Here is a 207-nt window from a genome sequence, read left to right as displayed (position 1 = left end):
TCAGACTGGGCTGCCTACCAATATTTTGAAGAGCAGCAGATAGGAACATTAGCCCAGGGTAAACTGGCTGATCTGGTGATTCTGGACCAGAATCCGCTGACGATCCCAAGCCGTGAGATAAAAAACATTAAAGTGTTGGCAACCTATAACGAGGGCTAACTGATTTATCAGGATTCAACGAATTAGGGTTATATAGAACCGGGCTGA

Annotated in this window: 1 protein-coding gene; it reads left to right on the top strand. The window is 44.9% G+C overall.

The genetic code is table 11. The features are described from left to right. The coding region (locus ACNQO6_RS18690) for an amidohydrolase family protein (RefSeq protein WP_440209936.1) at positions 1–159 on the top strand (159 nt) is incomplete at its 5' end. Positions 160–207: the final 48 nt, after the last annotated feature.

The organism is Acinetobacter calcoaceticus (assembly GCF_051947995.1).
Classification (GTDB): Bacteria; Pseudomonadota; Gammaproteobacteria; order Pseudomonadales; family Moraxellaceae; genus Acinetobacter.
This window is presented reverse-complemented; position numbering and strand designations above follow the sequence as displayed.